Annotated in this window: 19 protein-coding genes; 13 read left to right on the plus strand and 6 right to left on the minus strand. The window is 61.7% G+C overall.

Annotated elements, in window-relative coordinates; genetic code table 11:
* Positions 1–129: 129 nt before the first annotated feature.
* The 8 genes from B5V03_RS00865 (at position 130) to B5V03_RS00900 (ending at position 12923) form a co-directional block, all read left to right on the plus strand.
* A complete protein-coding gene (locus B5V03_RS00865; RefSeq protein WP_245502124.1) occupies positions 130–1344 on the plus strand; it encodes a glycoside hydrolase 5 family protein in 1215 nt (404 codons plus the stop codon).
* Positions 1341–2288 carry a glycosyltransferase family 2 protein gene (locus B5V03_RS00870; protein WP_129267395.1) on the plus strand — a complete coding sequence of 316 codons (948 nt, stop codon included), beginning with the start codon at positions 1341–1343 and terminating at the stop codon, positions 2286–2288. The genes B5V03_RS00865 and B5V03_RS00870 overlap by 4 nt, the downstream gene beginning before the upstream one ends.
* Before the next feature lie 58 nt (positions 2289–2346).
* A complete protein-coding gene (locus B5V03_RS00875) occupies positions 2347–3354 on the plus strand; it encodes a UDP-glucuronic acid decarboxylase family protein (RefSeq protein ID WP_129267396.1) in 1008 nt (335 codons plus the stop codon).
* Positions 3355–3412: 58 nt separating this feature from the next.
* Complete coding sequence (gene galE, locus B5V03_RS00880) at positions 3413–4384, plus strand: UDP-glucose 4-epimerase GalE (RefSeq protein ID WP_206736103.1); 972 nt, start codon at positions 3413–3415, stop codon at positions 4382–4384.
* Between the two features lie 165 nt (positions 4385–4549).
* On the plus strand, positions 4550–5608 hold the full coding sequence (gene galE / locus B5V03_RS00885; protein ID WP_129267397.1) for a UDP-glucose 4-epimerase GalE: 1059 nt from the start codon (positions 4550–4552) through the stop codon (positions 5606–5608).
* A gap of 770 nt (positions 5609–6378) precedes the next feature.
* A complete protein-coding gene (locus B5V03_RS00890) occupies positions 6379–8754 on the plus strand; it encodes a family 16 glycosylhydrolase (RefSeq protein ID WP_164987706.1) in 2376 nt (791 codons plus the stop codon).
* 109 nt (positions 8755–8863) lie between these two features.
* Positions 8864–11512, plus strand: a complete 2649-nt coding sequence (locus B5V03_RS00895) for a type I secretion system permease/ATPase (protein ID WP_129267399.1) — start codon at positions 8864–8866, stop codon at positions 11510–11512.
* Positions 11499–12923: an HlyD family type I secretion periplasmic adaptor subunit gene (locus B5V03_RS00900; protein ID WP_129267400.1), complete on the plus strand. Its 1425-nt coding sequence runs from the start codon at positions 11499–11501 to the stop codon at positions 12921–12923. Before B5V03_RS00895 ends, B5V03_RS00900 begins: the two co-directional genes overlap by 14 nt.
* A gap of 101 nt (positions 12924–13024) precedes the next feature.
* On the opposite strand, the gene B5V03_RS00905 is transcribed toward B5V03_RS00900, so the two are convergent.
* Positions 13025–13759 carry a LuxR C-terminal-related transcriptional regulator gene (locus B5V03_RS00905; protein ID WP_245502125.1) on the minus strand — a complete coding sequence of 245 codons (735 nt, stop codon included), beginning with the start codon at positions 13757–13759 and terminating at the stop codon, positions 13025–13027.
* 909 nt (positions 13760–14668) lie between these two features.
* Here B5V03_RS00905 and B5V03_RS00910 point away from each other — a divergent pair.
* Complete coding sequence (locus tag B5V03_RS00910; protein WP_129267402.1) at positions 14669–15358, plus strand: LuxR C-terminal-related transcriptional regulator; 690 nt, start codon at positions 14669–14671, stop codon at positions 15356–15358.
* A gap of 633 nt (positions 15359–15991) precedes the next feature.
* Positions 15992–16252: a hypothetical protein gene (locus B5V03_RS00915; RefSeq protein WP_129267403.1), complete on the plus strand. Its 261-nt coding sequence runs from the start codon at positions 15992–15994 to the stop codon at positions 16250–16252.
* A 98-nt stretch (positions 16253–16350) separates the two neighbouring features.
* Here the strand turns inward: B5V03_RS00915 and B5V03_RS00920 are convergent, their stop codons facing one another.
* The 5 genes from B5V03_RS00920 to B5V03_RS00940 all read right to left on the minus strand — a co-directional run bounded on the left by B5V03_RS00920 (position 16351) and on the right by B5V03_RS00940 (position 20948).
* A complete protein-coding gene (locus B5V03_RS00920; RefSeq protein ID WP_129267404.1) occupies positions 16351–17076 on the minus strand; it encodes an SDR family NAD(P)-dependent oxidoreductase in 726 nt (241 codons plus the stop codon).
* Positions 17069–18454: an AMP-binding protein gene (locus B5V03_RS00925; protein WP_129267405.1), complete on the minus strand. Its 1386-nt coding sequence runs from the start codon at positions 18452–18454 to the stop codon at positions 17069–17071. The genes B5V03_RS00920 and B5V03_RS00925 overlap by 8 nt, the downstream gene beginning before the upstream one ends.
* Complete coding sequence (locus B5V03_RS00930; RefSeq protein ID WP_164987707.1) at positions 18441–18686, minus strand: acyl carrier protein; 246 nt, start codon at positions 18684–18686, stop codon at positions 18441–18443. The genes B5V03_RS00925 and B5V03_RS00930 overlap by 14 nt, the downstream gene beginning before the upstream one ends.
* 34 nt (positions 18687–18720) lie before the next feature.
* A complete protein-coding gene (locus B5V03_RS00935; RefSeq protein ID WP_164987732.1) occupies positions 18721–20526 on the minus strand; it encodes a long-chain-acyl-CoA synthetase in 1806 nt (601 codons plus the stop codon).
* Between the two features lie 152 nt (positions 20527–20678).
* Positions 20679–20948, minus strand: coding sequence for an acyl carrier protein (locus B5V03_RS00940; protein WP_129267408.1), 270 nt, complete (start codon positions 20946–20948; stop codon positions 20679–20681).
* A gap of 233 nt (positions 20949–21181) precedes the next feature.
* On the opposite strand from B5V03_RS00940, the gene B5V03_RS00945 reads away from it, so the two are divergent.
* From B5V03_RS00945 to B5V03_RS00955, 3 genes are read left to right on the plus strand one after another with little or no spacing between them, the layout of a single operon-like run.
* Positions 21182–22408, plus strand: coding sequence for an acyl-CoA dehydrogenase family protein (locus B5V03_RS00945; RefSeq protein ID WP_129267409.1), 1227 nt, complete (start codon positions 21182–21184; stop codon positions 22406–22408).
* 25 nt (positions 22409–22433) lie between these two features.
* The gene (locus B5V03_RS00950) at positions 22434–23438 is read left to right on the plus strand and encodes an amino acid--[acyl-carrier-protein] ligase (protein ID WP_129267410.1); all 1005 of its coding nucleotides are present in this window, start codon (positions 22434–22436) and stop codon (positions 23436–23438) included.
* A 32-nt stretch (positions 23439–23470) separates the two neighbouring features.
* A complete protein-coding gene (locus B5V03_RS00955; RefSeq protein WP_129267664.1) occupies positions 23471–24745 on the plus strand; it encodes an O-acetylhomoserine aminocarboxypropyltransferase/cysteine synthase family protein in 1275 nt (424 codons plus the stop codon).
* The last annotated feature ends 13 nt before the right edge of the window (positions 24746–24758 follow it).

Below are 24758 nucleotides of genomic sequence, written 5' to 3' on the forward strand. Positions count from 1 at the left end.
AGGGCCCTACCGAAACGACCGGACCAGCACAGCACCACTATGCCTGATCGGCGACGGATCGTGCGACGCCAGTGGAGGTAATCCTTCGGGGCGGTTGCGTTCGGCCTCGGGCGAAGGTCACGTGGAGGGATGATTGTCGACTACCAATGGGCGAGAAATGCGCTACGCAACACCGGACTGCGAATGCTGGTGGTTGCGTTGCTGTCTGCTCCAGGCGCCGTGAACGCCGCGGACAATCGATCGGCGACGTCTTTCGTCAAGACTTCCGGAACGCAGTTCACGTTGGACGACAGACCGTTCTTCGTGACCGGCGTCAACAATCACTATCTCACTTACGCATCGAAGAAGGAGGTTCTCGGCGTTCTCGATGACGCGACGGCCGCCGGGGCCAACGTGATACGCACCTACCTCCAGCCGGTGATCGGGTCGCTCGACGGAAGCATTCCGACAATCTGGAACTGGCGGCTCGAGGCCGATGCGAGCGATCTCGGGACCAAAGGCGCATACGTGCTCTACTGGGATCCGCGCGAGAACAAGATGGCGGTCAATGACGGCGCGAACGGCGTGCAGAAGATTGACTTCCTTATCGCCGAAGCCGGCAAGCGGAACCTCAGGCTCATCGTCGCCTTCCTGGACTTCTGGGCCTACACGGGCGGCGCCCAACAGATGAGGAGCTGGTATGGGAGCGAGGACAAGTCCGGCTTTTTCTTCTCCGACCCGCGCACGAAGCGGGACTACAAGACCTGGATCAGCTACGCCGTGCAGCGGGTCAACCCGCTCACCGGGATCGCCTACCGAGATGATCCCACGATCATGGCTTGGGAGCTGATGAACGAGGGCAATGCTGAGCCAGAGGCATTAAGGTTGGCTTGGACTGCCGAAATGTCGGCATACGTGAAGTCGCTCGATCCCAATCACCTCGTCAGCTCAGGGCATGCCAACGTTTCCGAGAAGCTATCCGATCTGACGATCCCGACGCTCGATTTCGGCACATGGCATGGCTACCCCCTCTACTACAAGCTCACCGTTCGGCAATTCGACGACCTGATCCCGGAGTTCTGCCGGCTGGCTGTTCGCCACGGGAAGCCGGTGCTTCTGGAGGAGTTCGGCTACGCCCGCTCCAATAAGAAGTCGGTCGAGGCCTACGCCATGTGGCTCGACACGCTTACGCGCGATCGCAATTGCGCCGGCTGGGTCGTGTGGCGGCTGGTGTCGCGGCAGGACAGCGGACGGTATCCCGTCGACGATTATGACCAGTTCGATGTCCACAATGACGGAGGCGAGCTCTGGAACGTCGTCAAAGCCGCAACTCAAAAGGCGACCGAAAGGCAGCGGCAGCCATGATCGATGCGTCAGTGGTCATTTGCGCCTTCACGCTCGATCGTTGGGACGATCTGAATGCGGCCATCGCGTCGGTACGTAACCAGACGCGCCCCGCCCGGGAGATCATCCTCGTCGTCGACAACAACGTCGCTCTCCTGGAGCGAGCCGGGCGCGGGATCGAGGGTGTCATCGTCACAGCCAATACGAATGTGCGCGGACTGTGCGGTGGTCGTATGACGGGGGCCGGATTGGCAACTGCGCCGGTTGTGGCGTTTCTCGATGACGATGCGATGGCCGATGAGCGTTGGCTGGAAGAACTGCTGGTGCCCTACGCCGATCCGCGCGTGCTTGGTGTCGGCGGACGAATCGAGCCTCTATGGCGCAAACCTCGGCCCTGGTGGTTCCCGCCTGAATTCAACTGGATCGTCGGCTGTACCTATCGCGGAATGCGAGTGCGAGAAGGCGGTCAGGTGCGCAATATGATCGGCGCGAACATGTCGGTGCGTGCCGATGTGCTGCATGGTTGCGGCGGCTTTGCTGGTCAAATGGGACGCATCGGCGGCGGTAAGGGCTCAGCCAATACATGCGATGACACCGAATTTTGTATCCGCGCTGCAAAAAAATTCGGAGGCGTCTGGATACACAAACCCGAAGCCAGCGTTCGTCACGTGGTTACGGCGGAACGCACAACCTGGAAGTATTTCCTGCATCGCTCCCGTATGGAGGGTACCTCCAAAGCGGTGCTTGCAGGCTTGGCGGGGGCCAGGGATGGGCTGGCTTCCGAGCGGCTCTACGTTCTTACGCTGGCGCGCTCCGTCCTGGAATATGCAGCGACTGGCAAAATCGGTCAGGCGTTCGCCATCTGCGCTGGATTCGCTACGACGCTAATTGCCTATGCGCGAGCACGGGCACGCGCCGCCCTAGAAATCGCCTCGGAACGGAAGCGCGCTACTTCTGGAACGTGACGGACGACGCTGCTGGCACAATGCAGCGGCGGTCTATTCATTTCAAAAGGAGATTGACATGCGACGCAGTTACGACAGTTGCAAACGCGTTTTGGTCACCGGGGGCGGCGGGTTCCTGGGCTCCCATCTAATCGATCGACTGCTCTCCGACGGCCACGAAGTTGTCTGCGCGGACAATCTCTTTACCGGGACCAAGCGCAACATCGAACATTTGCACGCAAACCCACGCTTCGAATTTCTGCGTCACGACATCACCTTTCCCTTGTATGTCGAAGTCGACGAAATCTACAACTTGGCTTGCCCCGCATCGCCCGTTCAATACCAGCACGATCCGGTGCAGACCACGAAAACGTCGGTGCACGGCGCGATAAACATGTTGGGCCTCGCCAAGCGGCTGAACTGTCGGATTCTGCAGGCTTCGACAAGCGAGGTTTATGGCGATCCCGCAATTCATCCCCAGACCGAGCAGTATTGGGGCAACGTGAACCCCATCGGCCCCCGGTCCTGCTATGATGAGGGAAAGCGTTGCGCCGAAACCCTGTTCTTCGACTATCACCGACAGTGCGGCCTTGAAATCAAGGTCGCTCGTATCTTCAATACATACGGCCCCCGGATGCATCGGGCCGACGGTCGAGTCGTCTCCAATTTCATCATTCAGGCGCTCAGCGGCGAGCCGATTACGCTCTACGGCGACGGCAGCCAGACGCGCTCATTCTGCTACGTCGACGACCTGGTCGATGGTCTCGTACGCCTCATGGAGAGCCGAGCTTCATTCACCGGCCCCGTCAATTTGGGGAATGATGGAGAATTCACCATCCGCGAGCTTGCCGAGCTCGTGCTCGCTGAAACCGGCTCGTCGTCCGAGCTCGTGCATTTACCGCTCCCCCGCGACGATCCGAGGCAGCGTCGTCCCAACATCTCGCTCGCGAAGGCCGAGCTGGGCTGGCAGCCGAGGATACGACTGCAGGACGGACTGAAGCCGACCATTGCATTTTTTCGCGGCGACCAGGCGCCTCGACGGCGCAGGCAGGACGAGCCGTATCTTGTTGCCGTCGGAGACAACTGATCCATTTCACCGAAGGCCGACTTTCTCGCGCGGCCTTGAACTCGAGGCGATGTAGAGCGTGGTGAAGATCCTGGTAACGGGTGGCGCTGGCTATATTGGAAGCCACACCTGTAAAGTACTGGCGCGCCATGGGTTTGAGCCGGTTGTCTACGACAACTTGTCGCGTGGCAACCGTTGGGCCGCGAGATTCGGCATGTTCGAATTGGGCGACATCGGTGACGCAGCCCGCGTGCGTTCAGTGCTCGAAAAATACCGTCCGTCAGCGCTGATACATTTCGCCGCTTATGCGTATGTCGGGGAGTCTGTTGCGAGCCCTCTGCTCTATTATCGCAACAACATCGGCGAAACGGCCTCGCTGCTTCAGACCTTGATCGATTCCGAACCGACGCCGGTGGTGTTCTCGTCAAGCTGCGCGACCTATGGCGTGCCCAGTCAGCTTCCGATCTCGGAAGATCATCCACAACAACCGATCAATCCTTACGGCTACTCGAAGCTTGTTGTCGAGCGGATGCTCCGAGATATCGATGTGGCTCACGGCCTTCGCTCGGTCTCGCTCCGTTACTTCAACGCGGCGGGCGCTGACCCCGAGGCAGAGATCGGTGAAGCCCATGAACCGGAAACCCATTTGATCCCGTTGGTCCTCGCCGCCGCCCGTGACGCCACGGCGATCAAGGTGTTCGGAAACGACTACGACACGGCTGACGGAACCTGCATCCGCGATTACGTCCATGTGCTTGATATCGCCGACGCGCATGTGAGGGCGCTCAAGTATCTCATCGACGGCGGAACCACGTGTGCCGTCAACCTGGCCAATGAGCGAGGCTACTCGGTACTGGAAGTCGTGGCGACAGCTGAACGCGTTACGGGCAAGTCAATCCGCATCGAGCTTATGCCGAGACGGCCTGGCGATCCCGCAGTTCTGATCGGCGCTCTGGAAAAGGCACGAACGCTGCTCGGCTGGAAGCCGGAGCGATCTGGCCTGGAGGTTCAGATCCGCGACGCGTGGAAATGGATGATGCGAGAATCGTGAGCGTCGCTTGATGGCCCGCCCCCGGCGGGTCGCGTCATCCGCGATGCAGTCCATCAGAGGTAGCTCTTAAAGCCCAAAATCTCCACGCCTCATGGGCGCGACTTGCAAGTAGTGTGGTGGCGCATTGCACGGAGGCTGGTTGTGCGAACGCGGAAGACGTCCGAGATGATCTTGGTGACCGGAGGTGCCGGCTACATTGGGTCCCACGTCTGCATCGCGTTGCTGGACGCCGGGCTCGACGTCGTCGCCGTCGATAATCTTTCCAACAGCAACAAGGCTTCGCTCGATCGGGTGCAATCCATCTGCGGGCGTTCGCTTGTCTTTCGGCTCGCCGATATCCGGGATGAAGAGACGATCTGCGAAATACTTCGTGCCTTCGGAGTGACTGCGGTCATTCATCTCGCAGGGCTGAAGGCGGTGGGCGATTCCAACGTAAGGCCCATGACGTACTACGAGAACAACGTCCTGGGAACAATGCGGCTCGTGTCGGCCATGAAGAGGGCAAATGTAAAGACGCTCGTCTTCAGCTCGTCGGCGACCGTCTACGGGATACCTAGATACTTGCCGCTCGACGAAAAGCATCCCCTCGACCCGACCAATCCGTACGGTCGCACAAAGCTCGTTATCGAAGAGATGCTGAAGGACCTCTGCAGGTCCAACGATGGTTGGAGGATCTGCAATCTGCGCTACTTCAATCCGGTTGGCGCGCACGAAAGCGGGCTCGTCGGAGAAGACCCGCTGGGCGTTCCCAGCAACCTGTTACCCTTTGTCGCGCAGGTGGCGATTGGACGGCGGGAGAAGCTGCGGATTTGGGGAAACGACTATGACACGCCTGATGGCACCGGTATCCGCGACTTCATTCATGTGATCGATCTCGCGTCTGGGCATTTGAGTGCCTTGCGCCAGCTCAGACAGCCAGGTCTGCTCACGGTCAACCTCGGAACGGGCAACGGCTACAGCGTTTTGGACGTCGTTCGCACATTTGAAGCGGCGAGCGGGCGATCAATCCCCTATGAAATCGGAGAGCGCCGGGCCGGTGACGTCGCCGTCTGCTATGCCGATCCGACCTTTGCGAAGGATGCGCTGGGCTGGACGTCGACGCGGTCGTTGCAGCAAATGTGTGAAGACCACTGGCGTTGGCAATTGCAGAACCCCAACGGCTATCATGGTAGCAAGCTCCCGACGGTTCGGGAGCGGTCCAGGCATCTCCGCCGTCATGGCTGAGCACGCGCTCGAGGTGTTGGACGGGCGCCGGAGAGCAGGACCGCATGAGCGGAGTTCGGGAGCGACCCTCGGCAGCAAGCATACCTCAGAGGTAGCTCGTAATGACCCGAAATCTCCACGCCGCGGAGAAAGCCTGCAGGTAAGATGCTTTCGCGCATGGGGATTTGCGATGCCACACTATCGTGCATACGTCCTGGACGAACACGGCCAACTGGGGGGCGTGGTCAACCTTCAATGCCCAGACGACGCGTCCGCGACCAAGCGGGCCGGGCGATTAGCGGACGGTCACGAGGTTCAGCTTTGGCGACTGGTTGCCGAGCTCAAATTTGACGACCCGCAGCACCGATCCAAGCGGCGGCGGAGTGTCCGAGCACCAATGCACTGAGATCAATTGACGGTTACTCGCTTCGTCTCGTGCGCGGCTCGCGCGTCGTTGACAGTTTGTGTGCGCGTCGACCGCTACATCATCGGGTCCGGAAACAACGTCTTGCGCTTGGAGAACCGGCGCAGAAAGCGGACGCCGGTAATATGAGGCGGCCTGCACGACATACCAATGTATGCCCGTATCCGTGTGTAGAAATCACATTTCGAAACTTTTTTCGCCACGTTTGATTAATACCTACCCTCCCAGCAGTCGGGGGGCGCATCCAAAAACCCACTGCTTTTGAAATCTGCTCATCAAGCGGAGCTTGTGAGCATGCGGTATGTCGTGTGCGTATTCGCGCTGCGGCAGTGGAATTCCCTGTTGTCAACGTCAAGAGGATATCGGAATGACTCTTTCCGCACCTGCGGGCTATGCCTCGAGCGATCTCATCTTCCAGGAAGACTTCTCCGGAACGACGCTCGACAGTTACTGGCACAACTACATCACGAGCAATGCCGCTGGCGGCTATCCCTGGAACGCCAATTCGTCCGGTGGCAGCGGGATGGGCAATCAGTTCAATGCCGAATATGACATGCCGAGCCAGGTTACGGTGAGCAATGGATCGTTGAATCTCACCGCGATCAAACAGCCGGTCAATGGCGTGGCCCAGGGATCGCCCTATACATTCCCCGTCACGTCCGGCGGCGCCTCCAGCTATGGCAACTTCGAATTCAACGGCGGTTACCTTCAGATCAGCATGAAGGCCCCGACCGGCGACGGTGCATGGCCAGCCCTTTGGCTGATGCCGGGGAAGGGCGCGGGTAGCAGCGGCGATAACTTCGAAATCGACATCCAGGAAGGCGGAATGTACGGCCCGGGGCCGGCAAACCAGAACTTCGCTTTTCACCTTCACACGTCCTCAGGCACGTTCGGCGGCGTCGTGGACACCGGCGTCGACCTCACGGCCGGCTATCACACCTACGCAATCGACTGGCAGCCCGGTAAATCCATCACCTGGTATCTCGACGGGAAACAGGTGGGGCAAGTGACCAGCGCGCAGACCACGATTCCGAACGAACCGATGGAATTGATGATGACCAACCAGGTCGGCAATTCCGCCTCGTCCGGTTGGCACACGGCTCTCGACAGCTCGACTCCCTCGTCGATGCAGATGCAGGTCGACTCGATCCAGCTCTATCAGAAGGCCGGCAGCGGCGAGACCGTCACGGGTGCGAACGTCACTCCGGGATCGACGCCGACGACGCCTACAACTCCCACAGTGACACCGGCGGTGACGCAGGCCACGGCTTCTCCGGGAACGGGCATCGAGCATGCCGGCGATATCGTCACCCTGTCGCTCGCCTTCAACGAGGCCGTAACGGTGACGGGCACGCCCACGCTGTCGCTCAATGACGGCGGCACGGCCACCTATGTCGGTGGTTCGGGCACGGGCACGCTCACCTTCCGCACCACGGTTGCGGCGACCGACACCAATACCTCGGCGCTCGCCATCACTGGCGTCAATCTTCCGAGCGGTGCGGCCATCAAGGACGCCTCCGGTGTCGCGGCGAACCTGTCGGGTGCGGTGAAGACGTTCGCCGGTCTCCAGATCGATCCAATCTCGCCGGCGGTGATGCAGGCCACGGCTGCTCCGGGAACGGGCACCGAGCACGTCGGGGACACGATCGCGCTGACACTCGGCTTCAACGAAGCCGTGACGGTGACGGGCACGCCCACGCTGACGCTCAATAACGGCGGCACGGCCACTTATGCCGGTGGTTCGGGCACGGGCACGCTCACCTTCAAGACCACGGTCGCCTCGACCAACACGAGCACCTCGGCGCTCGGCATCACCGGGGTCAATCTCCCGAGCGGTGCGGCCATCAAGGACGCGAGCGGTGTCGCTGCCAATCTTGCTGGTGCCGTGAAGTCGTTCTCCGGTCTGCAGGTCGACGCGACGCCGGCGACACCGACGACACCGACGCCGCCCACCCCATCCGTGACCAAGCCGGTCCTCACGATCGCGGATAACTCGCTCTGGGTGGCCGGGAGAGGGGGCACCGTCGATCTCGGGACCAAGGTGACGACGACCGATTCCAACGATCTCGTGACCGTGAACATCACGGGGTTGCCGAGATATGAATCGATCACTGATAAGCTCGACGGCCAGACGTTCCGCGGAAATAACATCACGCTGACGGCTGCGCAGGTCGACAGCGGACTGGAACTGACCTCGTACTATCGTGGCGGGGGTCATCCGGTTGCGACACTTACGCTGACGGCAAGTGCGAAGGATCCGTCAACCGGTGCGGTCTCGGCGGCTTCGCCGCAGACCATCACCGTGACGGACCCTCGACCTGCGACCGTCACGACCACAACGTCGTCGCATCACCACCACCACACCGCGACGGATCATCAGCCTGCAGCCACCACGACGGCCGTGACCCCGACGGTACCGCAGACGAACGACCTGGCGGATCATCCGCAGGCGGCCGCTGCAAGCACGGGGTCGCTGGCAAGCCGGGGCTTTGCGCTGCTCCAGCAGCATTTTGATCCGGCCTCCAGCGCCCTGGCAACGACCGCGGCGCAGCCTGTCGGTGTGGCGGATCATTCGGCCGCGTCCGGCACGACGATGGCGTCGCTCGCAAGCCAGAGCTTTGCCCTGCTGAACCAGTATCTGGCCGCTCACACCGGCCAGGTGGATCCCGGTCAGATCGTGGCCGCTGTGTCGCATGCGATCGGCTTCGGGCAGGACACCTTGCTGGCCCGACCGCAACATTAGTGCCCGGCCGCACCCAGGCTCAACGCCTGGGTGCGGCACCGTCAATGTTTGTCAATGCATGAGAAGGAACCTCGTACGCGGTCGGTAGCCGCGAAGGGTTGAGTAAAAAATGGCGATCCAGAATGGAAATGCCCATGCCGCAGATCTCGGGTTGCGATCCCTGGCTCTGTTCCTGCGCCTTCATGGCGTGAACGCCGAGCCCGACCAGCTCCGCGACCGTTGCGGGGAGAGCGCAATCGGCATCCATGTGATGCTTCGCTGCGCCCGCGATTTCGGACTGAAGGTCCGTTCGCGCACGACACATTGGAAACAGCTCGCGGGCACCCACCTGCCCGGAATCGCAGCGCTGCGTGACGGCGGATTTCTGCTGCTCGGGAAGGTCGAGGACGATGCGGCGCTGGTGTTGTATCCGACCTCCTCACATCCGAAGTTGATGCCGCGTGCGGAATTTGAAGAAATCTGGGACGGCCGTTTGATCCTGACCGGATCTCAAAGCCTCGCCGGTCGGGCGCATCATGCCTTTGCCGGTCTGATTGCGCGCGGGCGTGATCTGGTTGCGCTCGCCGGCGATGCTCTGGCGTCTGCACGTTCCGCCGAACGTCGCGATATGCCCGTCCCGGAGGTGGGTCCTGAGTCCGCGAGTGGCGATGAGTCGGGGCTCATCGCGATGGCGATATTGCTGCGTTGCCACGGCATTGCGGCCGATCCGGAGCAAATTCGGCATCGCATGGGGACGGCGCGGGTTGGTGTGACCGAAATCCTGCGCTGTACCAGGGAGTTCGGCCTCAAGGCCCGGGCACAGCGATCGAGCTGGAACAGGCTTGGCGTTACGCCGCTGCCGGCCATTGCCGTGCTGCGCGACGGCCGCTTCCTGATCCTGGGCAAGGTCATCGACGACAAGCTTCTTGTTCAGCATCCGCTGTCTCCCCGGCCCGAGTCCATGACCCAGGCTGAACTCGAGGCCATCTGGGACGGCGACATCATCCTGATGACCCGGCGTGCCGCCCTGACGGATCTCTCTCGGCGCTTCGATATCAGCTGGTTTCTCGGTGCGGTCCATAAGTATCGCCGCCTTCTCGGCGAAGTGCTGATCGCGTCGTTCTTCCTACAGGTCTTTGCCCTCGTCGCCCCGCTGTTCTTCCAGGTCGTCATCGACAAGGTGCTCGTGCATCGAAGCATCAGCACGCTCGACGTCCTGGTCGCGGGCCTCGTCGCCTTGACCGTGTTCGAGACCGTTCTCAGCACGTTGCGCGTTCATCTGTTCGCGCACACGACGAACCGCATCGACGTCGAGCTCGGTGCTCGGCTGTTTCGCCACCTGATGGCGCTACCGATCGCATATTTCCAGACACGCCGCGTCGGCGATTCGGTCGCACGCGTACGCGAGCTCGAGAACGTCCGTCAGTTCCTGACGAGCTCGGCGCTAACGCTCGTCGTCGATCTCTTGTTCACTGCCGTCTTCCTTGCGGTCATGTTCTACTATTCGACGCCGTTGACGCTGATCGTTCTGGCATCATTCCCGTTCTACATCGGAATTTCCGTCGCCGCCGCACCGCTGTTTCGCCGGCGCCTCGATGAGAAGTTCAATCGCGGCGCGGAGAATCAGGCCTTCCTGGTCGAGAGCGTCACGGGGGTCGAGACGCTGAAGGCGATGGCGGTCGAACCGCAGATGCAACGCCGCTGGGAGGAGCAACTCGCCGGCTATGTGGGTGCGAGCTTCCGTGTGCTCAGCCTGAACAATACGGCGAGCCAAGTGGTCCAGATGATCAACAAGCTGGTCACCGCCGCAACGCTCTACTTCGGCGCCAGGCTTGTGATCGGCGGCGACCTGACCGTCGGCGAGCTGGTCGCGTTCAACATGCTGGCGGGCCGGGTGAGCATGCCGGTGCTCCGGCTCGCGCAGATATGGCAGGATTTCCATCAGGCCCGTCTGTCGGTCGATCGTCTCGGCGACATTCTCAACACTATTCCCGAGCCAAGCTTCAGTTCGGCTCGCGCTGCGCTGCCGCCGATCCGCGGCAAGGTCGCATTCGAGCACGTAACCTTCCGCTACCGTGCTGACGGCCCCGAAGTGCTGCACGACGTGTCCTTCGGCGTCGAGCCCGGCCAGGTCGTCGGCATCGTGGGATCATCGGGCTCGGGCAAGAGCACCATCGGCAAGCTGATCCAGCGTCTCTACGTACCGGAGAGCGGGCGCGTGATGGTTGACGGCGTCGACCTCGCGACGGTTGATCTGACCTGGCTTCGGCGCCAGATCGGCGTGGTCTTGCAGGAGAACGTGCTCTTCAATCGCTCGATTCGCGAGAACATTGCGCTCGCCGACCCCGCCATGCCCATGGAGCGCGTCATCGAGGCGGCGTCACTCGCCGGTGCTCACGACTTCATCCTGGAGCTGCCAGAGGGCTATGACACCATCGTGGGCGAACGCGGCAGCAGCTTATCCGGCGGGCAGCGCCAGCGTGTCGCGATCGCTCGCGCACTCATTACCAACCCCCGTATCCTTATCCTCGACGAGGCTACCAGCGCGCTCGATTACGAAAGCGAGCGCGCCATCCAGCAGAACATGAAACGAATTGCCGCCGGCCGGACTGTATTCGTCATTGCTCATCGGCTGTCGACCGTGCGCAATGCGAACCGGATCATCACTCTCGAGCATGGCCGCATAGTCGAGGACGGCAGCCATGATGAGCTGATCCGCTCGAATGGGCGCTACGCAAACCTCCACTTCCTGCAGGCCGGTATCCATGACGTCCGCTAGCCGTAATATCGTTACGTTTCCGAGAGCCGAGGTCCGACGGCGTGAGAGCGAGATTGCGTTCTTGCCCGCGGCGCTGGAGATCACCGAATCGCCGCCGTCGCCGATCGGTCGCGCGATCGGAGCGAGCATCATCGCGGTCTTTTGCGTCGCGCTGTTGTGGGCATCATTCGGCAGCGTCGATATCGTCGCCACCGCGACGGGCAAGATCGTGCCTGGCGGGCGTACCAAGCTGATCCAGCCGTTCGAGACGGGCGTTGTCCGCGCCATTCACGTACGCGACGGCCAGACCGTCAAGGCGGGCGACGTTCTGATCGAGCTCGATCCGACGATGACGGAGGCCGATCAGGAGCGCCAGAGAAGCGACCTCGTCGCGGCAGAACTCGACGTCGCGCGGTTGCGCGCGGCGCTCGCCGACGATCCGCTTGCAGCCTTCCGATCACCGCAGGGTGCAACTGCCGCGGAGATCGAGATGCATCGCCAGTTTCTGATCAGCCAGCGGGCCGAGCAGAGCGCCAAGCTCGCCGAGATCGAACGTCAGCAAGGTCAGAAGGAAGCGGAGCGGGCGACCACCTCGGCGAGCGTGGCGAAGCTCCAGGCGACGATACCGGTGCTCCAGGAGCGGGTCGACATTCGCAAGAATCTCGTCGACAAGGCCTTGGCTTCGAAGGTTGTCTATCTCTCGGAGTATCAGGAGCTGGTCAGTCTTCAGCAGGATCTGGTGCTCCAGCAGAGCCGGCTCCGCGAAGCGGACGCCGCCATCGCTTTGCTGAAGGAGACGAAAGAAAGAACGGCCGCGGAGTATCGGCGCACGACCTATGATGCGCTTGCGAAAGCCGAGCAGAAGGCGGCGAGCGCTGCGCAGGAAGTGGTTAAGGCGGAGCGGCGCACGAAGCTTCAGCATCTGACCGCGCCGGTCGACGGCGTCGTGCAACAGCTCGCCGTTCACACGGTTGGAGGCGTCGTGACGCCGGCGCAGGCGCTGGCCATCGTGGTTCCGAGCGAGAGTCAGCTCGAGATCGAGGCCATGCTCTCCAACCGCGACATCGGCTTCGTTCATCCCGGACAGAAGGCGGAGATCAAGATCGATACGTTCAACTTCACCCGCTATGGGCTCCTGCATGGGGACGTGCTCAGCGTGTCGACCGACGCCATCACGCGCGACAGGCAGGCGGGATCGATCGACCGCGCGTCGGGTGCGGCGCAAGGCAGTAGCGAGCCGAAAGGCCAGGAGCTGGAATATGCGGCGCGCATTTCACTTGACCGCACGCACATGCAGGTGGAGGACAAGCTCGTCAAGCTCGGCCCCGGCATGGCGGTGACGGTCGAGGTCAAGACCGGTGCGCGCAGAATCATCAGCTACCTTCTCTCGCCGCTGGCGAGATACAAGCAGGAGGCGCTGCGGGAGCGATAAAGAGCGGCTCCCGCAGCCGCTGCATCCGCGTCGTCGAACCGAGGAGAGTGTGTCCTCGCGATATCGAGTGCTATTCGTGCAAGAGCAGCTACCAAGAGCAGCTACTTGTAGAGTCGTACCGCGGCGCGAGTCCCTGTGGCCGCGCCCTTGCGGAGTAGGCCGTCGATAGAGGGTACCACGACGTGAGCGTGGGGAACCAATGGAGCCGGCTCGTTGAGCTGCTCCATGTCGGAGATCACCTCGATAGGCTTCGCGATCGCTCTGGCCGCATCGACGGCTGACGGGGAGCGACCGTTTGCCGCTCGTACCAGCGACCCATGGTTCATTCCCCAGATCGCCGCCTGTGTCCGGTTCTGGACCCGGATCTTGCGCAGGATCGCCTTGACGTGAACCTTCACGGTGGCCTCGGCGATATTGATCTTTCTGGCAACACACTTGTTGGAATCGCCTTCGATAAGGCAGGATAGAATTGCCTTTTCGCGCGGGGAGAGCTGCGGCAGGATGTCGTCGTCTGCAGCGGCGAGGATGGCTTGTTCGCATTCGCCGGGCTCCGCCGTTTCGCGTTCGCGATTGGCATCGAGGGCGAATGACAGGAATGCAGGCGGGAAAACGGTCTCGCCCATCGTTACGAGCTCGACCGATTTGATGAAAGCGTCGCAAGAATTGACGTTGACAAAGTAACCGTTGGCGCCTGCACGAAATGCGGAGGCGAGGTCGACTGGCCGATAATTGTCCGACACGATCGCGATGCGCGCGTCTGGATAGCGATCCTTCACAAATCCAATTTGTGCTATCGCGAGATTGAAGCCGTCGCCCGTATGGACGATCAGGAACATCAGCTTCTCTGCTTGAAGTGAACTCGGCAATTCCTCGGGGCTCGATGCCGAGACCGGGATGTGAAAATTTGCCGCGTGCAGGATTCTAGCAATGCCTTCTCTAATCAAAACGTTCTTTCCAATAAGAACGGTCTCGCAAGACTGCCGCCTCCTCATTTTACCCTCCAGCCTACTACGCAGTGACACAACAGCGATGGGCGGTTGAACTCAATCCAATTTCGTTTTTTTGGCGGACGAACGAAGCCTCGTTAATTTGGTCGTTCCTCCTCTGCTTCTGGTTGTCAGAAATATCGAGTTACCTCGATCGTGCTCCTCCTTTTTGGTTCGCCTGGTCTGCGTTGTGGATTTCGAGCAATCCATCTTGCTTAAGCTTTTATGAATGTTAGATGTGAATTTAAGATCGCCCTATATATCGTTGGTTATAGATGTGGGGCTGCGTATACCCGTGTGTCTACGGTGTGAAAAAAAGCTTTCTGACGCAGCCTCTGCGTGAATTAGATGACGATGTTAATTCAACATTGAAGAACTTTTCGATTGCGTTTTTTCGTCGATGCTATGTCTGCGCGAACGCAGTCTGCGAGCGAGTTAACGGCGCAGCAGATATCGAACGTTGAGGAAAAAGCGAAAGTCTGCGCCGTTGAAAATCGCGTCGTTGTCCGGACTAGATAGCCACGGAGGTGGCTCGCCGCAGTCTGGTCACCGGGTTCTTACGGGCATTCGAATTGCAAATTGCTCGGTGAGAGTCGGGAAGCGAGCGGAGCAGGGTGCCGATTAACTCTAGTATTGCGCTGCGACATCAACATCGCTTGCGTTAATGGAAATTTCGGATGACTCTACCAAGAGTAGGTGAAATAGCGGGAGGGTGTGCGGAGTTTATGTCTAGAGAGGCGATACGCTGAGGAGCGCCCAATGCGACGTGCCAGTGTAGTCATTGCAGACCGGCATCCGGTCGTGTTGCAGGGACTGAGTAACGTGCTCGGTGCCGCAGCCGATTTCAACATCGTGGCATCTTGTAGTGACGCCGCAAGCTGCATCGAAGCGATCCGGAGCCTAGCGCCCGATGTCGTGATTGCCGATCCCGCAATGCCTGAGCTCGCCGCCGCGAGAATTCTTGCGGCCGTCAATTCAGAAAATCGTTCGACGCATTTGGTATTTTTCGTCGCCAGTGAAGATTGCGAACTGGTGCTCGCGGCGACGCCCGTAACCTGTAGCATCATCCTGAGAGACACCGATCCCGAGGCGCTGGTGCAGTCGTTGCGGCACATCGTCAATGGTCACAATGTGCTGCCGTCGGCCCCATCCGAGTCGATCGTGTCGCAGGAGCAGGGCGCGAGTTCGGAGAACGGGCTGACAGCGCTGACGGAACGCGAGCGTCAGATCATGCGTCTGGTCTCCGAAGGACTGTCGAACAAGGAAATCGGGCGTCGGTTGAATATTACCGACGGCACCATCAAAGTGCATCTCCACAATATCTTTCAAAAGCTTGAAATCAGCAATCGGACGGTGCTTGCGGCTCTCGCCATCTCGCAACATGATCGCGCGAACTCCCCGCGGGAGAAGGCGCATCCCGGCTTGAGTCCGACAAGCGGCGAGCCCTGAGAATATCATCACGCATCACCATTCTTCGTCGACACTGCGATGGGCCGGCGGCCTCTAGTGGAAGCGCCGCGCCGGCCGGAAAGGCTCTGGCTCTGCCGCGCGGTGGGGGCACGCGGCACGACTATCCGGGCGACCTGTCGGTTTGGCGTGTGCTTGTGCCTGCGTGCGGGGAGTTCGGATCAGCATTGGCGCCGCCCGTGTTGCAAGTACGTCTGCCGCGGCGACGCCTCGGCACCGCTGCGGACCAGCTTGGACAAGCAACCTCAAGCGCCGCCTCATTGGCGAGATCGATGTCGGTGAAGCCGAATGGGGTAGTCCGTCAGGACTGACGGTCGATCCAAAATCGCAGCCAAGTGGCGGGAGGGACGTGTAATTATTCGTCGTCTGCAGCTCTGGGTCGATCGCTGCTTGTCCGTTGTCAGGTAAAACGAAGTCTCGGGCAACAGATCGGCTCCAGATGCGACCGCAGAGGTGTAGAGATGTGCTGACTGGATATCGGTACATCTGGAGTGGCGGCCCTGGCCCATCCTGCCCCGCCCCCCAAGCGGTCAGGGCCGTTGCTCCGTAGTCGGCCTGCCAACAGGACGGAAACTGTGGGGTTGAGCTGAAAGCGAGCGCGCGGAACCAATCCTGATGTCCCTTGAGTTTCACCGAGCCGTCGAGGACATGGAAATTTGGAGCGCGGCCGGCGACGGCTTTTCCTTTGTGGTCACGTATGAGACCCCTGCTGGTGCGGGCTTTCATGGACGTGCCGGCTATGTGGCGTCGTGGCGGCGGCTTTATCGAGGCAACGGCGCGATCAAGATTGGCGGTTCGGCGTTCGCAACCTTCGCGGATGCAGAGAGGGCCTGCAACACCATGCTCGAGAATCTGAGGGAGCTGTCGGCGAAATGAAGCGGCCTGGTTGCAGTCAGGATAGGTCGACATTTCGAGCACTTTTGAGCGATGGGAGAGGGCGCCGGCGGCGGCGGTTGCCACACAATTCTCAGCGGTCAGGCGGTGCTACCGGCGTCGACCGTCAGCACGGTGCCGGTGATGTTCCGGCTACCCTCGCTGAGAAGATATTCTACCAGGGAGGCGACGTCGTTGGCTTCGGGGAGGCGGCGCAATGCGCTGCGGCGAGCGATGCGTCGACGGCCTTCCTGGTCTAAGGACTTGGGCAGTTCCGTGTCGATGAAGCCGGGCGCGATCGCATTCACGGTGATGCCGACCCTGCCGACTTCTCGGGCCAGCGAACGGGTGAAGCCGGCAACGGCGGCTTTGGACGCGGCATACACGGATAGGCCGCTGTAGCCTGTCGAGGCGGCGATTGAGGAAATGTTGACGATCCGCCCCGCGCCGTCGGCCATCATATGGCGCGCCACGTATTTGGTCAGGATGATCGGAGACAGTACGTTCAGGCGGACCAAGGCCTCAATTTCGGAATTGTGCATTGTGGCCAGCAGCCCATCGGTACCGATCCCGGCATTGTTGACGAGGCCGTAGATCGCGCCGAATTCGTCGCGCACTGATTTTGCGAAGACCGGGATCGTTTCAATGACCCCAAGGTCGCAGGTGCGGAAATGCAGACGCCGTTGTGCTTCGGCGACTGCAGCCGCAAGCTGTTCGCTCTCGCGGCGCGCTACCGCGACCACATTGTAGTCGCCGGATGCGGCGAGCCTGCGTGCAATGGCAAGACCGATACCGCGGCTGCCGCCGGTGACGAGGACGTTACGCATCGGTGCGCGCCAGTTTCCCCGCTGCGGTGACGTCGAGCCGCTCGACGAAGCGGATCACCGCGGGCACCTTCCATACTGGCAGGCAATCTCTGCACTGGCTGAGAATCTCGGCGCGGACCGTCTCGTGGCGCGCCGCATCGGTGCCGTCGGCGAGGATGACGTCGGCGACCACAATGGCGCCTGTGATCGGGCTCCTGCGCGATCGCGCGCGCGACATCTGGACGGAGACATGCCGGTTGATTACTGCCTCCACCTCCTCCGGATGCACCTTCAATCCGCCGATGTTGATGATGCCGCCTCGCCGGCCAACGAAGTGGTATCGTTCGCCGCGCCGCTCGACCATATCGCCGGTATCGACGAACCCCTCGGCGTCGGTGAGAGGCGGCGCGGCGGCGCCGACATAGGCGCGTGCGGTGCGGCGGGAACGGATCCGCAGCGAGTCGTCGACCACCTTCATCTCAACGCCGGCGTGATTCTGCCCGATCAGGTGGGCAGGAAACCCCTCGCGCCCATCGTCCACGCTGAAGCCGACGCCGGCTTCGGTCGAGGCATAGGCGTGCCCGATTGACGCACGCGGAAATGCCCTGGCCAGACCGTCGAGCACCGCCTGGTCCGCGATTTCGCCCGATAGGCGGACATAGTCCGGCGCGAAGTCGGCGGATGCGCCGCTCATCAGGAGCTTGCGCCAGTGCGACGGCGTCCCGGAGATGTGGGTGACACCGCCCGCGCGCAGCCGTGCCACATGGGCAGCGACGGCTTCCCCGGGCTCCGACAGCACCATCGATCCGCCGCCGATTACGGCCCGCAGGAAAATTTGCAGGCCGCCGTAGCGGCGGATGTCGTAGAACGTCGCCCAGGTTGCGTTCCGGTAGCGTACGGGCCCGTCGGCGATGATCGCGCCAGCGAGTCCATCGAGCGTATGTCGGACAATCTTCGGCAGCCCCGATGTCCCCGAGGTCAGCATCAGCCACTCGGTCGCGCGATCGACCTCCGATCCCATGGCCCTCCGTTCCGGCAGGTCGACGCCGATAACGATGTACTTGCCAGCAGTACATCGGTGTAACGGTCGATCGGTGACGATGGTGTCGATATCGGCCTGCTCGAGCAGGACCTGCAGGCGATCCCAATCGATGTCGGGCGGGCATAGAAGCAGGCGGCGGGCGACGCCGTCGAGCTCGATCATTGCCAGTGCGGACAGCAGCTGTCCAGACGTCGCAAGCAGCACCGAGCGGCCGGACAGCTCGCAGGATCTGCCAGTCAGGCAGCTGTGCTGGACAATGTCGGTCAACGATACGCTGTGCCGGGCGTCGGAAATCGTGCGCTCCTTCAGCTCCGGGCCGAGATATTGGCGCAGCGCGACTACGTCAGGCTGGGACATTCTCGTAGGCTCTGACAAACTCGCCGAGAGTTGACGGGAAGGCTGCGTCTTCGGCGACAGTGAAGGGATCGACACCGAGTTCGTCTTCGAGCCGCGCAACCAGGATTGCGAATGCCAGCGAATCGAACCCGGTCTCGTTCAGTGATAGATCGTCCTCAAGCGGCGGAAGCGTGACCTTCTGTTCCTCGGCAATCTGTTTCATCGCGGAGAAAATCTTCGACTTGATCGACATGGTACACCTCATATCTCGGCATTCCGAGCCGATGTTAGAGCCTGATTTCGCCCGCAACGATGCGCGCGTAGACCGCCCGGTCGATCGAACGATAGTCGCCTGTCACCGGATCGCGCAGGAACAGCGGATCGTCCACCACCGAAGGATCAAATCCCTCGGAGATCAGTCGCTGCTTCTTCTGCTTAAAAGTGTCGGTCGCCTCGAGCGCCCGGCACAATCTGAGGAAGGCTGGAACTGCATAGCGTGGAAGCCGATACGAAAGGTGTTCGCTGAATATCCCGAAATCGAACGCTCGGTCCACCACCAGGGCCGCCATGCCGACGCGGCCATCGGTCCCGGAAACGGCAACACCATAGGTCGAGGCGTCGAGAACGCCGGGGCAGTCCCTGATTGCATCGTTTACTTCGCTTGTCGCGACGTTCTCTCCCTTCCAGCGGAAGGTGTCGCCGACGCGGTCGACGAAGTGCAGGTAGCCCTGCTCGTCGCGCAGCATCAAATCACCGGTGCGGAACCAAGCATCGCCCTTGGTAAAGACGTCGTGCAGAATCTTTTTCTCGGTCTCGGCCGGATCCGTGTAACCCTCGAAAGGTACGCCGTCGCGATCGGCGCTGCCGATGCGCCCGACAGCCTCGCCCGTCTCGCCGGGGACGCAAGCGATGCAGAACCCGGCATCGCTGCGGAGTGGGATGCCGCTGTCGGCATCGACCTTGACGATCGAGGCGGGAAAGCGATGCGCCAGCACGGGCGGGATCCGGCCAATCGCGCCGGGCTTTCCTTCGACGTTGAACAGCGAAAAATTGCCTTCCGTTGCGGCATAGAACTCGAGGATCTGCGGAATCGCGAACCGGCTGGCAAACACCTCCCAGATGTCGCCGCGCAATCCGTTGCCGACGGCCAGCCGTAGCCTGTGTTGCGCCGCTCGTTCGGACGACGGCGCCTTCAGCAAATAGCGGCAGAGCTCGCCAATATATTGGAAGACGGTGCAGTCGAAACGCACGACGTCGTCCCAGAAGTCGCCAGCGGAGAATTTCTCCGCAATCGCGACCGAAGCGCCCGCGCAGAGCATGCTGCAGGGGGCCGCGACGCCGCCCACGGAGTGATGGAGCGGCAGACAATCGTAGAGACGATCGTCCGTGGACGCGTCCGTCAGCCCGGCAAACCATCCGCCCCAGGTGAGAATGCGGCGATGACTGACGTTCGCTGCCTTCGGTAGTCCAGTGGTGCCCGAGGTGTAGATAAGGAGCGCGCGTCCATCGATCGTGACGTCGCCACGTTCGGCTGGAGACAGCGGGCATGGGTCGAACGCGGCGAGCGCCGAATCCAGATCACCACTCGCGTCGCCAGTGCCGAGGGTCCAACTCCGCGGCACGCGGTGCAGATGCGGCCGTGCGCTCTCAAATGCATCCACGCAATCGGCAGCGAGGATGAGGTGATCTGCATGCGCGACGTCGATGCAGTGGGCGAGGGATCGGCCGACAAGCCTGGTATTGATCAGTGCCACCGTCCCGCCGACCCTGCTGATACCGAGCCAGCAGGCGAGGTAGTCCGGCCGGTTCGTCATCAGCAGACAGACGGTGCGGCCGGCATGGAGGCCGAGGCCGCGCGCCCAGCGCGCATACTGGTTGATCCGCGCGCTGAGTTCTCCATAGGTGAACGATTGGCCGTGCGAGAGCAGGGCAGGTCGTCCGGGCTGACGCCGTGCCCATTCCTCCACGATGTCGGCGAACAACCGATGCGGTCGGGCTTCGAGCCGCGCGGTCAGTGTGATAGCTTGCAGCCAGGTTTGGGCGGCGGAGCGTTTGCGCTGCGGAGCGCTGCGTCCGGTCGCTTGCTGGGTCATGGCCGTTTTCGCGACGTGATCATTCGGCTGGGCGTAGTCGGCGTCCGCGCGCGCCTGCTCGCTGGCCGGCAAGGCCGCGGCCGGCGCGACCTTGCAATCATCGTCGATGAGGCTCGCTTGGTTGTCGAAGCAGAATCTCTCTTCAACTGGCTTCATTCCGACCCGGATCCGAGCTGGTTGAGGATCATCCGCTCCATCGCTTTCACCGATTGAAAGTTTGCAGGCGTGATTTCGAGCTGCGGAAGGATGAGATCAAACTCGGCTTCAACCTTGAGCATCAGCTCGACCATGCCGATCGAGTTTAGTCCGATATCCACCAGCCGTGACTCCGGTTGGACATCGGCGCTGATCGCGTTCTGTTGGAGGACGCTTCTGACGACGGATAGAACACGGGTCTGAACGTTGACGACAAAGTCGTGCATATCACTGGCCCCTTGACGTGGCCGGGCGTGGTCACAATCGGGACGACGATACTCAACTGCTCCTCCGGTCAAAAGCTCCGCTTCGGAGGTACCTCGCCCGGGAGTGGTAGCTCCTTGACACCCACTTCTGCGCCAACGACGCAGCAAGGGAAGTGGGCTAGCTGTTAATTTTGAACGGAATTTATTTCGAGCTGGTTCGCGTCGTCCAATGATGAAACGGGAGGCTTTGGCGCATGAGTGTGCAGGAGGTCAAGCTCCGCAATTTCGCTACGGAAGTCGGCCGAGCAGCGTTCTCTCCCGACGGTTCGTCGTTCCAGCAGCGGATGGCAAGTGTCGCGGAGGTCGCTGCGACGGAGGCCGAGGCGGTCGATCGCGAGGCGCGCTTTCCGCGGAAGGCGATCGACGCGGCGCGCAGGGAGAAACTTCTGGGCGCTCAGATTCCGATCGAGTTCGGCGGAGGCGGTGCGTCTGTCTCCGAGGTGGCCGATATGTGTTACGCGCTTGGCCGCGCGTGCGCCTCGTCCGGGATGATCTTCGCGATGCATCAGACCAAGATCGCGTGTCTGGTCCGCCACGGCGCAGGCAGCGGGTGGCACGAGGCTCTCATGCGCCGCGTGGCTGCCGAACAGCTGTTGCTGGCATCGTCGACCACGGAAGGTCAGAACGGCGGAAACATACGCTTCAGCTCGGCCGCAGTGGAGCGCGCTGATACCGAGATTTCGCTCGTGCGCGACGCGACGGTGATTTCGTACGGGGCGGAGGCGGATGGCATTGTCACGGTCGCCCGCCGCTCCGACTCTTCCGCCGGATCCGATCAGGTGCTGCTGGCCATCACCCGCGACGATTATACGCTGGAGCCCACTCTCGCGTGGGAGACGCTTGGCATGCGTGGAACCTGCAGCGCCGGGTTCAAGCTGAATTTCAGAGGCGCGGCAGACCAGATATTCCCGGTGCCATACGAAAGGATTCATGCGCAGACGATGACACCCGTCGCCCACCTGTGCTGGTCCTCGGTCTGGGCTGGGATCGCGGCTGCGGCGGTAGACCGAGCACAGCTCTTCATCCGCAAGGCCGCCCGCGGGTCGGGAGGCAATATGCCTCCCGGGGCGGCGCATTTCACTACCGCCAAAATGACGCTGACGAAACTGCGCGCCGTCATCGCCGCGAATCTCCAGTTCTATGAAGCTCGCGAACGGGACGAGCGCGCGCTGTCGTCTGTGGACTTCCAGTCCTCGATCAATCTCCTCAAGGTGGAAGCCTCTGAGCTCGCCGTCGCGGCCGTTATGCACGCGATGCGCGCCTGCGGCCTGTCCGGTTACCGCAACGACACCGACGTAAGTATCGGCCGCCACCTGCGCGACGTGCTCTCCGCTCCGATCATGATTAACAACGACCGCATCCTCGCCAGCATCGGTACCGCCACGCTGATGAGCACCGTCCCGGAGTCCCTGCGCGATTGATTTCTCCCCAAAAGGAATATGCCCGATGAAGGTGGCTATTGCTCAAGCACCGGCGGACTCCACTCCGCCTCCGGCCGATCCGTTGGATCATCTTGCCGACGCGCTGTTCCATGAGATGGGCTCTCCCGGTGTCTATGGCCGCACTGCGCTGTACGAGGACGTCGTGGAGCGAATTGCGGCGGTGATCTCGCGGCATCGCGAACCGAATACCGAGGTGATGCGCTTCCCGCCCGTCATGAACCGCGCTCAGCTCGAGCGGTCGGGCTATCTGAAGAGCTTTCCCAACCTCCTGGGCTGCGTCTGTGGCCTGCACGGCACGGAAAGCGAGATCGACGCGGCCGTCAGCCGCTTCGATGCCGGCGGCGACTGGACCGGCTCGCTGTCGGTGGCCGATCTCGTTCTGTCGCCGGCCGCCTGCTATCCGGTCTATCCGATCGCGGCGAGCCGAGGTCCCGTGCCGGCCGGCGGATGGAGCTTCGACGTGGCCGCCGATTGTTTCCGTCGCGAGCCCTCGCGCCATCTCGACCGGCTGCAGTCCTTCAGGATGCGCGAATTCGTTTGCATCGGTAGCCCCGATCACGTCTCGGCGTTCCGGGAGCGCTGGATCATGCGCGCCCAGAAGATTGCCCGGGATCTCGGGCTGACGTTCAGGGTCGACTATGCCAACGACCCGTTCTTCGGCCGGGTCGGTCAGATGATGGCGATGAGCCAAAAGCAGCAATCGCTGAAGTTCGAGCTGCTGGTTCCTCTGCGCTCCGAGGAGCGGCCGACCGCCTGCATGAGTTTCAACTACCACCGCGATCATTTCGGTGCCGCCTGGGGCATCGTCGATGCGGCCTCCGAGCCGGCCCACACCGCCTGCGTGGCCTTCGGAATGGACCGTCTCGCCGTCGCGATGTTCCATACCCATGGCAAAGACGTCGCCCGGTGGCCGATTGCTGTGCGCGAGCTGCTGGGCTTTCCGCCGGCCGATCGCTGGACGCCGTCAATATTCGAGGAGTTTCCATGCGCCAAGGAAGTCGGGAGCTAGCCCGGGATCGGCGAGCCGAAGGGCCAGCCTCCATGAGGAGAGAGACTCTTGCCGTCCACGGCGGCTTCGACAGCGATCCGGCAACGAAAGCCGTTGCCGTGCCGATCTACCAGACGGCTTCGTATGCATTCGACAGCGCCGACCATGGAGCCGCGCTCTTCAACCTCGAAGCGGACGGCTTCCGATACACCCGGATCGGCAATCCCACCAACGCCGTGCTGGAGAAGCGCGTCGCCGCCCTGGAGGGAGGAATCGAGGCCCTCAGCGTGGCCTGCGGTCAGGCCGCGGTAAACTATGCGGTGGTCAACATCGCGGAGATGGGCACTAACATCGTCTCGGTTCCGCAGCTCTACGGCACCACGCATACGCTCTTCGCGCACATTCTGCCGAGGCAGGGCATTACGGTCCGGTTTTCGGAAGACGACCAGCCTGCGAGCATAGAAAGACTCATCGACGAGGATACGCGGGCGGTGTTCTGCGAGAGCGTCGGAAATCCGGCCGGAAACGTCTGTGACATCGAAGCGATGGCCGAGGTCGCGCACAAGCACGGCGTCCCGTTGATCGTCGACAACACGGTGCCGACACCGATCCTGTTGAGACCAATCGAATACGGCGCCGACATCGTCGTGGAATCGCTGACGAAGTTCATGGGCGGGCACGGCACCACGCTCGGCGGAATCATCGTCGATGGCGGCAAATTCCCGTGGGCGGAGCAAGGCCGACGTTTCGCGATGATGAGCGAGCCGGAGAAATCCTATCACGGACTGGTCTTTACCGAGCGCTACGGGGCGGCCGCCTACATCGCGCGATGCCGTGCGGTCTCCATGAGAAACACCGGCTCCATTCTGGCGCCGCTGAATGCCTTCCTGCTGCTCCAGGGCATCGAGACCGTAGCCCTACGGATCGAGCGGCACGTCGAGAACGGCGGGAAGGTCGCGCGGTTTCTGCGCAGTGACCGCCGCGTCGAATGGGTGAACTATGCGGGCTTTGACGACAGCCCCTATTACGCGCTGGCGCAGAAATATCTGGGTGGCCGGGCGTGTTCGCTGCTGACCTTTGGCGTGGCTGGAGGTTTCGAGGCGGGCAAGCGGTTCTACGACGCGCTGAAGCTCTGCAAGCGGCTGGTCAATATCGGCGACGCGAAAACACTCGCTTGCCACCCTGCATCGACAACGCACCGGCAAATGTCGGCCGAAGAACAGGACAAGGCGGGCGTGCGGCCCGAGATGATCAGGCTGAGCGTCGGAATCGAGCACATCGACGACATCATCGCGGATCTCGATCAGGCTCTCTGGGCGGCGAATTGATGTTTCGTGAACC

It is taken from the genome of Bradyrhizobium betae, from assembly GCF_004123905.1.
GTDB lineage: Bacteria > Pseudomonadota > Alphaproteobacteria > Rhizobiales > Xanthobacteraceae > Bradyrhizobium > Bradyrhizobium betae_A.